This window comes from Campylobacter sp. CFSAN093259 (assembly GCF_012889985.1).
GTDB classification, from domain to species: Bacteria; Campylobacterota; Campylobacteria; order Campylobacterales; family Campylobacteraceae; genus Campylobacter_D; species Campylobacter_D jejuni.
On record NZ_CP040617.1, the window covers coordinates 1,680,164 to 1,688,111 of the forward strand.

The 7,948-nt window shown below is 32.7% G+C and carries 7 protein-coding genes; 1 reads left to right on the top strand and 6 read right to left on the bottom strand.

Annotated elements, in window-relative coordinates; translation table 11 throughout:
* Positions 1–8: 8 nt before the first annotated feature.
* A complete protein-coding gene (locus tag FBF20_RS08765) occupies positions 9–653 on the bottom strand; it encodes an outer membrane beta-barrel protein (RefSeq protein ID WP_002890434.1) in 645 nt (214 codons plus the stop codon).
* Between the two features lie 137 nt (positions 654–790).
* Positions 791–1,174 carry a preQ(1) synthase gene (gene queF, locus FBF20_RS08770; RefSeq protein ID WP_002834281.1) on the bottom strand — a complete coding sequence of 128 codons (384 nt, stop codon included), beginning with the start codon at positions 1,172–1,174 and terminating at the stop codon, positions 791–793.
* A 159-nt stretch (positions 1,175–1,333) separates the two neighbouring features.
* Here queF and FBF20_RS08775 point away from each other — a divergent pair, with 159 nt between their 5' ends.
* On the top strand, positions 1,334–1,933 hold the full coding sequence (locus FBF20_RS08775) for an NAD(P)/FAD-dependent oxidoreductase (RefSeq protein WP_002783528.1): 600 nt from the start codon (positions 1,334–1,336) through the stop codon (positions 1,931–1,933).
* A 4-nt stretch (positions 1,934–1,937) separates the two neighbouring features.
* Here the strand turns inward: FBF20_RS08775 and metA are convergent, their stop codons facing one another.
* The 4 genes from metA to ruvC all read right to left on the bottom strand — a co-directional run bounded on the left by metA (position 1,938) and on the right by ruvC (position 7,853).
* Positions 1,938–2,819 (bottom strand): homoserine O-succinyltransferase, encoded by an 882-nt coding sequence (gene metA, locus FBF20_RS08780; protein ID WP_002783526.1) that lies wholly within the window; start codon positions 2,817–2,819, stop codon positions 1,938–1,940.
* 83 nt (positions 2,820–2,902) lie between these two features.
* A complete protein-coding gene (locus FBF20_RS08785) occupies positions 2,903–4,174 on the bottom strand; it encodes an O-acetylhomoserine aminocarboxypropyltransferase/cysteine synthase (RefSeq protein ID WP_100608099.1) in 1,272 nt (423 codons plus the stop codon).
* Positions 4,175–4,599: 425 nt separating this feature from the next.
* Positions 4,600–7,167, bottom strand: a complete 2,568-nt coding sequence (gene flgE / locus FBF20_RS08790; protein WP_070254005.1) for a flagellar hook protein FlgE — start codon at positions 7,165–7,167, stop codon at positions 4,600–4,602.
* Positions 7,168–7,370: 203 nt separating this feature from the next.
* On the bottom strand, positions 7,371–7,853 hold the full coding sequence (ruvC, locus tag FBF20_RS08795; RefSeq protein WP_010891952.1) for a crossover junction endodeoxyribonuclease RuvC: 483 nt from the start codon (positions 7,851–7,853) through the stop codon (positions 7,371–7,373).
* Positions 7,854–7,948 lie beyond the last annotated feature (95 nt).

Sequence of the window (7,948 nt, forward strand, 5' to 3'; positions counted from 1 at the left end):
GCATTAGATTAAAATTTATAATTATATCCTAAATATACACCATAATTTGTTTGTTTAGGATCGTAAAAGTTTGAACCCACTTTATTTTGATAAAAATTTCTAGAATTATAATGAATTTGCTCTGCTTTAAAGCCTAATTCTATTTCATTATGTGGTGTCAAATCATATAAAGCACCTATTTTCGCTCCATAAAAATAACCGTCAAAATTTTGCGACAAAGATAAAAAGCTTGTTTTTAAGGTAAGATCTGTTCTTGCATATCCTCCATACACACCTAAAACAGCTCTGGTTTTTTCAAAAAGCTTAGGAGTAAAATCATAACCTGTTAAAAATTTATGTGTAGTAAAATCACCTTCGATTTGAATTTTAGGAGTTTTGATAAAATCACTAAATTCATCAGAATAATTATAACCAGCATAAATTCTATGATTTTCATTTAGACGATATCCAAGTTTTAGACCAAACGATGGTATATTACCTGAAATATCTCCATTAAAATTTTGCTTTGTATTCTTATGTTTTAACTCACTTTTTACTTGAGCATGCATCCAAGCTGCATCAGCACCTATAAAAAAACCAGAATTCTCATCTGCTAAAGCCAAATTTGAAAACAAAGTAGTACTTGCGATAATGCTTAATAATTTTTTATTCATAACCTAACTCCTTATAATAAAATTCGATCTAAAAAATTTAGATCTTTTTATATTATATATTCTTCAAAGATTAAATAAGAATTTTTGATAAAATACTTAATCTTTGCATAAAAATATGTTAATATTTTACTCAAATATTATTTTGGCACTACCATATCGCTACGACATTCTATCACCGTATGCACATTTCCACGCGGGTTAAAATCCCCCACAACTTTAATCCATTTTGGTTTTAATTTATCTTTTAAAGTATTGTAAATTTCATTGATACTTGCTTCATGTGAAACATTTCTATACATAAAAGTATTGATATAAAGTTTTATCGCCTTAAGCTCAACCACAAATTTATCAGGCATATACTCAAGATAAATCGTCGCAAAGTCAGGATAACCCGAACGCGGACAACAACACATAAATTCAGGTAAAGTGATTTTAATGATATAATCATTTTTAGCATCATTTGGCCAAATTTCCATATTTTCTACATCAAATTCTTTAATTTCTTTTTCACCATAACGCATGAGCTTTCCTTATTGAAAATTTTTAGAAAATTATATAAAAAATTACTTTTAGAGCAATTGAAAAATAAACATTTTTAGCAAATTGCATAAAAAAGACAAATATTATATTAAATAAAGCTTTTTATACTAGAATAAGGCAAATCTTTCAAAAGGAAAAAAATGAGAAAATCAATTGCAATTATAGGCGGTAGCATCGCAGGACTTAGCGCGGCTTTATTTTTCGCTTCAGCTAAAAATGAAGAACTTGACTTTGATATCACTGTTTTTGATGAGGGTAAAGCAGATTTAAAAGCAGCAGCAATTTACAATGTTCCTTTTTTCCCAAAAGGTGCAAAAGCAGATGAAATTTACACTCACATAAAAGCACAAATTGCTTCTATGCTCGAAGTAAAATACATCGATTCAAAAGTAGTAAGCATAAGCGGAGAAAAAGGAGATTTTACTGTTAATGATGAGCAAGGCTTGGGTATAAAAGCAGATTATATCATCGTAGCAACAGGGGCAAACAAAAGCGATATCAAAGAACTTGAAGATTTTGTAATACCGCATGAGCTTATACCAAAACCAAACAAATTTTGCTTCAAACATCACGGGAGACAGATTATCAAAGAAGGAATTTACGCAGCAGGACTTGCTTCAGGTGTTACGACTATGGTAGCTTGCGCGATGGGAAGTGCCAATGAAGCAGCTTGCGCGATTTTAAGCGATATCAAAGGTGCAGTAAGCGTATATCACGATACACCTACTACAAGAGTTTAAATCATCAAAGCACAAAAGGTGTGCTTTGATACACATCATAATTGAGCCAATTTGCAAAAATGGTATTTGCATTTGAACGCCAATTGTATTTTATATTGCCCTTTTTATCATAATAATTTTTAGCTTTTTGTATGAAATTATCTCTTACATATTCTTGATGTAAAGTCTCTTTAAAATATTCCAAATGCCCTAAAATAAAAATATTCTTTTCATCTCTTAATAAAGCCGAACCGATTTTTTTATTTCTAAGCAAAATTTTTAATTTCCCTTGTTTTTGTAGTGCTAAAATTTGCTCTTCATCCATGCTAGAATGTCTTGAATGAGGCATTAAAACCTTTTCATCTAAATTTGTTAAAAGCAGATCAGGCGAAACTTTATCATGCTTATAGACTCCAAAAATTTTCTTATCTAAAGAGATTTTATCCACACCATAAAAGTATTTTAAAGCAGCCATGGCACCCCAACAAATATACATAGAACTTGTTACATTTTGCTTTAAAAAATCAAAAATTTCTAGCAATTCTTCCCAGTAAGCAACCTTTTCAAAATCCATTTGTTCCACAGGAGCTCCCGTAACGATAGCACCGTCAAATTTATGTTTTTTAACCTCTTCAAGACCCTTGTAAAATTTTTCCAAATGAGTAAAAGGAGTATTTTTACCCACATAGCTAGTCGTGGCTAAAAGTGTGATATTTACTTGCAAAGGAGAATTTGCAAGTAAGCTTAGAATTTGATTTTCTGTTTCAATTTTTTTTGGCATAAGATTGACAATCAAAATTTCTTGCGGCCTGATATCTTGATGCTTTGCTCTCCTTAATCCCATGATAAAAGCATGCTCTTTTAAAAGCTCATAAGCGGGTATATTTTCTGGAATAATCAGTGGCATTTTTTCTCCTTTATTTAATAAACCTTATTTATGATAAAGCATGATGGAATTTTTATCTCATTCCACTCAATGCAAACACACTTTTAACTTTCTATAGCTTGTTTTAAATCCGCTATCAAATCATCGCTATTTTCAAGTCCTATGCTTAAGCGTATAATAGCTTTCGTAATGCCTGCTTTTTGGAGTTCTTCTTCGCTTAGTTGCGAATGAGTAGTAGAAGCAGGATGGATGATCAAAGACTTGCTATCACCCAAATTTGCAGCAAGTAAGAAAAGTTGAGTTTTATCACAAATTCTTCTAGCATGCTCATAATCTTTAGCTTCAAAGCTTAAAAGCCCGCTAGCAAAATTTTTATCAAAATATTTTTTAAATAAATTATGATAAGCATTACTTGCTAAAGTAGGATAATTTACGCCCTTGATATCAGGATGAGAATTTAAAAAATTCGCAACTTTTTCAGCATTTTGACTGTGTTTTTCTATACGCACTGCCAAGGTTTCAAGTCCTTGTAAAAGTAACCAAGCATTTTGAGGTGCTAAGCTAGCTCCTAGATCTCTAAGCCAAGTGATGATGACTCTAATACTAAAAATCGGCAAATCAAGTGTATTTAAATTCAGTCCATGATAACTTGGATCAGGAGTGTTAAAAGCTTTATATCTATCGTTATTTTTAAGCAAGTCGTTTAAATCTTTTCTTTCTATAAGTGCTCCACCCAAAGCACTGCCTTGACCGCTTACATATTTACTTAAACTATGCACGATTACATCCACGCCATGTTTAAAAGGTTGGAGTAAGAAAGGAGTAGCAACGGTATTATCACAAATGCTAACGATTTTATGTTTTTTTGCTATTTGGCTTATTTTTTCTATATCAGCTATGGCAATTTGAGGATTTGAAAGACTTTCGAAAAAAATCGCTTTTGTGTTTTGATCTATAACTTTTTCCAAGCTATCTAAATCATCGATATCAAATTCCCTAGCTTCTATGCCAAAATTTTTAAGTGTGTGAGAAATTAAAGTTTGAGTCCCACCATAAATTTTGTTCGAATACGCGACATTATCTCCCGAACTTGCTAAATTGATAAGAGCATAAAAACAAGCTGCCATACCGCTAGCAACAGGAATTCCAAAAGCCCCTCCTTCGACATTAGCAAGTCTTTGTCCTAAAACATCGCTTGTAGGATTGCTAAGTCTTGAGTAAATATTGCCAAGTTCTTGAAGATTAAACCTTGCTGCAGCTTGATCCAAATTTTCAAAATTATACGCAGTGTTTTGATATATAGGCACACTAATACTTCTTTGAGTATCAAAATTATAAGCTCCGTGTAATGCTAAAGTTTCTTTATTGAAATTCATTTTTTATCCTTATTGTGTCAATGAAAAAATGTTAAAAAGCTTTTTATCGGCTTTAAACTAGGCTATTTGAAAATGTAAATTTATAGAATATGAGTATATACGAGTAGATTAAGCGTGCCAAGCACGCATACAGAAAGAAGAAAGCATTAAGTTAAAACTAATATAAGACATTTTTTCTCCTTTCTAAAAAATTATTGATTATTCTATCTTTAAAAAATAAAATTAAAATTAAATTTTAAAAAATTTATATCACATTGCTTAAAATTTTATTGCAACTCACCCCCTAGCAAGAGTGAGTTAGCAATAAATTGAAGGCAGTTCAAGCCTAAGCCTAGTATTACAAGACTACCAAGATAGGCTTGTAAAGCAAGGCTTGCTCCCTTAAGGGAGCAAAAAACAATATTTTATAGAATACTAAGCTTAAATTATTGTTTAAGCTGGATTAGAGTTTGAAGCATTTGATCACTCGTTGAAATGGTTTTTGAATTTGCTTGATAACCTCTTTGAATGATAATAAGCTCTGTTAAAGAACGACTTAAATCCACATTTGACATTTCAAGAGCTGAGGTTTTCATTTCACCACGACCTCCTGTTCCTGCTTCACCTACTACGATATTACCACTATTTGCAGTGACTTTAAAAAGATTTCCACCAATTTCCTCAAGACCTGAGTTATTTGCCACTGAAGCCATTGCTATTTTTGCTACAGCAAAGGTTTTGCCATTAGTAAATTCACCTAAGATATTACCTTTGTCATCCACACGGATAGCATCAGGTTTTAAGTTACCTGAAGTATAACCATCAGTTGCCTGTCCTGTTAGAGTTGAAGCAGAATTTGAGCTTACAAGGCCGTCATTGCTTCCACTTGTTCCAAAAGAAAGTTTGATTTGTTGATTTGGTGCGGCACCATTGTTTGGTGAGAAATTTATAGTTTTTGGTGTATAGTTTGATAAAGAACCATCGTTGTTAAATCTTGCTGTTCCTACGATGATATTGTTTGGTCCTTCACCTGTAGTGTTAATCTCTGCAGGTTCTGGTACACGGATGATCATTTGCCATTCATTACCCCCATCTTGAGTGGTACTTTGCTTAACAAACTGCACTTCTAAAGTATGTTTTGAACCTAAGGAATCATAAATTTCAAGTCCAGCTGAAAAAGCACTTAAGAAGAGTTGTTCGCTTTGGCGATTAGAATTTCCCACGGTTAAAACTCCATCAAAACCTTTAAAAATAGTTGTAAAAGCATCATTTTTACTAATTTTACCTTGAGTATCAGTATAAGCTGTTACATTAAAACTTATATTATGAGGTTTTCTATTATCTTGTCCACCTGGAGGTGTTACACCTGGCCTAGCTGGAATTTCATTTGGATTTGATATTATAAATTCGCCTGTTGCACCCACTGTAACTTTTACTCCTTCATTAACATCTCTACCATCAGCTTCAAATCCGCCACTTCCATCATAATCCACCCCATATCTAGCATCTCTTTGTAAAAGCTCTCTTAAATCCTCTGTGGTTCTAAAAGTTCTTGGAGTTGTATTTAACAAAGAACCTTGAATGGCATTCATATAATTATTTTCAGCAGTACCAGCAGTATTTTGATTTGCAGGATTAAAAACAGGTCCACCATCTGGATTATACATAGGATCTAATTCAACTGGAGTTGAACTATAAATATATTTATGTGCTGTTACTATTTGTATTCTATTTTGATTTTGAGCAGCATTTCCTGCTATCCAAGCACTTCCAGCACCATTCACTATAGGATTACCAGCAGGTCTTAAATTGATATTATTCCAATCAAAATCTGCGGGATTACCAGTAACCCTTATATTAATAAGTTCTCCAGCTGAATTATTGGCATTAACTTGTAAATCTATATTTTTCATGTTATCTGTAGTGCCATCGGCATTATCATTGATAAAATCAATCCCACTACCATCTGCTTTTTTTACCGCTTTTACTCCTGTTCCATCCCTTGTATCCGTTGGTGCAGTGAAGGTATTGATATAAGCTATAGCTTCATCTAAACTTTTTATAGAATTATTCTGTATATGAACTCCATTTAAAGTAATATCCAAAGTTGTAGGTTTTTGTTCATGTCCCCAAAATATAACAGGATTTTGATTTACTTTTTGATTAGGATCAAAAACACCATTATTACCTTGATTTGCTTGAGCTCCTTGTCCAGCTGTACTAAACTTAGCATCTGCATAAGATACCCAAATCCCTTGTCCATCTCTAAGATTTAATCCTGTGCCATTAGCATTAAAAAGTGATCCCGCATCCACACCCTTTTCCGTCACTTCTATAGAATTTTTGGAAGTCGTGTAAAACTGAGTGATTCCTGTATCATTTTCATTTTTTGCTGTTCCATCTTTTTTGTTATATCCATGAACAGAATCAAGTCCATATATAGGAGTTTTAGCTGTTCCTATATTTAAACCACTATTTAAATTCGCTTTGATGGCTACTTCTGTGGATTGCGCTGCAGGGATATGCATACCTGGATCGATAAAAATATTTTGCGGAGTTCTTGAGCTATCTATACTTTGAGTATCCCAGTTGATATTCCACCCTTGGACAACAAAACCTGCATTATTAACAAAATTTCCATAAGCATCGAGTTTAAAATCCCCGCTCCTTGTAAGATAGTTTGTAAGACCACCATCATCACTCACCATAAAAAAACCATCACCATTTATAGCAACATCAGTGTTTTTATCTGTGGTTTGAACTGAACCTTGAGAATGAATTCTAGTTGTAGAACTTACTGAAACACCAAGACCGATTTGAAGTGGATTAGATCCGCCTCTTCCATCAGTTGGAGCTGTAGCGATTTTCACAGTTTGGCTAAACATAGTCCCAAAATCTGCACGGGAGTATTTAAAACCAGTGGTATTAACATTTGAAATGTTATTACCTTCAACATCCATCGCAACTTGATGTGCTTGTAGTCCGCTTACGCCAGACCAAAGTGATCTCATCATCTTAAATCCTTTATAAAATATTGCTTTAAAAAATTTAACGCTTTGGCTTTAAAAAACTTTTGCGTTTATGTGAAGTTTACAAGCAAGTTCTGTTCCAACTTTTGAAATTTTTTATGAATTTTTTAAAAATTTATAGAAAAAATTTAAAGGTATTTTGGGAGTTTATGAAGCTTTGGGCTTTTGTGTAATAAAAATTACCAAAATCACACCCTAACTCTTAAATTTGCTGCATGGGTTAAAGCTACTGCGATAGCATCTGTGATATCCAAAGGCTTGATATCTTTACTAAGTCCTAAAAGCCTTTTTACCATAAAAGCAACTTGTTCTTTAGTTGCTTTGGCTTTTCCTGTAACGGCTTTTTTTACTTGTAAGGGAGTGTATTCTGCAAAATCTCCATGAATTTGAAGAATTTTTAAAGATAGGGCTCCGCGAAATTGTGCGAGTTTTAAAACGGTTTTTGGATTGTAAGCAAAAAAGATATCTTCTATAGCCACCTCATCAAAAGAATGATTTTTAAAAATCAAGTCCAAACCCTCGCAAAGCTCTGTGATTTGATACTGTAAGGTACTTGGCTTTATCTTTATAAGTCCTGCTTCTATGAGAATGTTTTTTCCTTTGTCAGCTTCTATGATAGCATAACCGCAATTTCTCGAACCTGGATCTATACCTAAAATTTTCAAATTCATACCTTTTGAAAAATAAAATACAAAAGCGGATTTTAACCTTTTTTTATAAAATTTAAGATAAAATTTATACATTATGCAAAATTTAAAGAGAGATT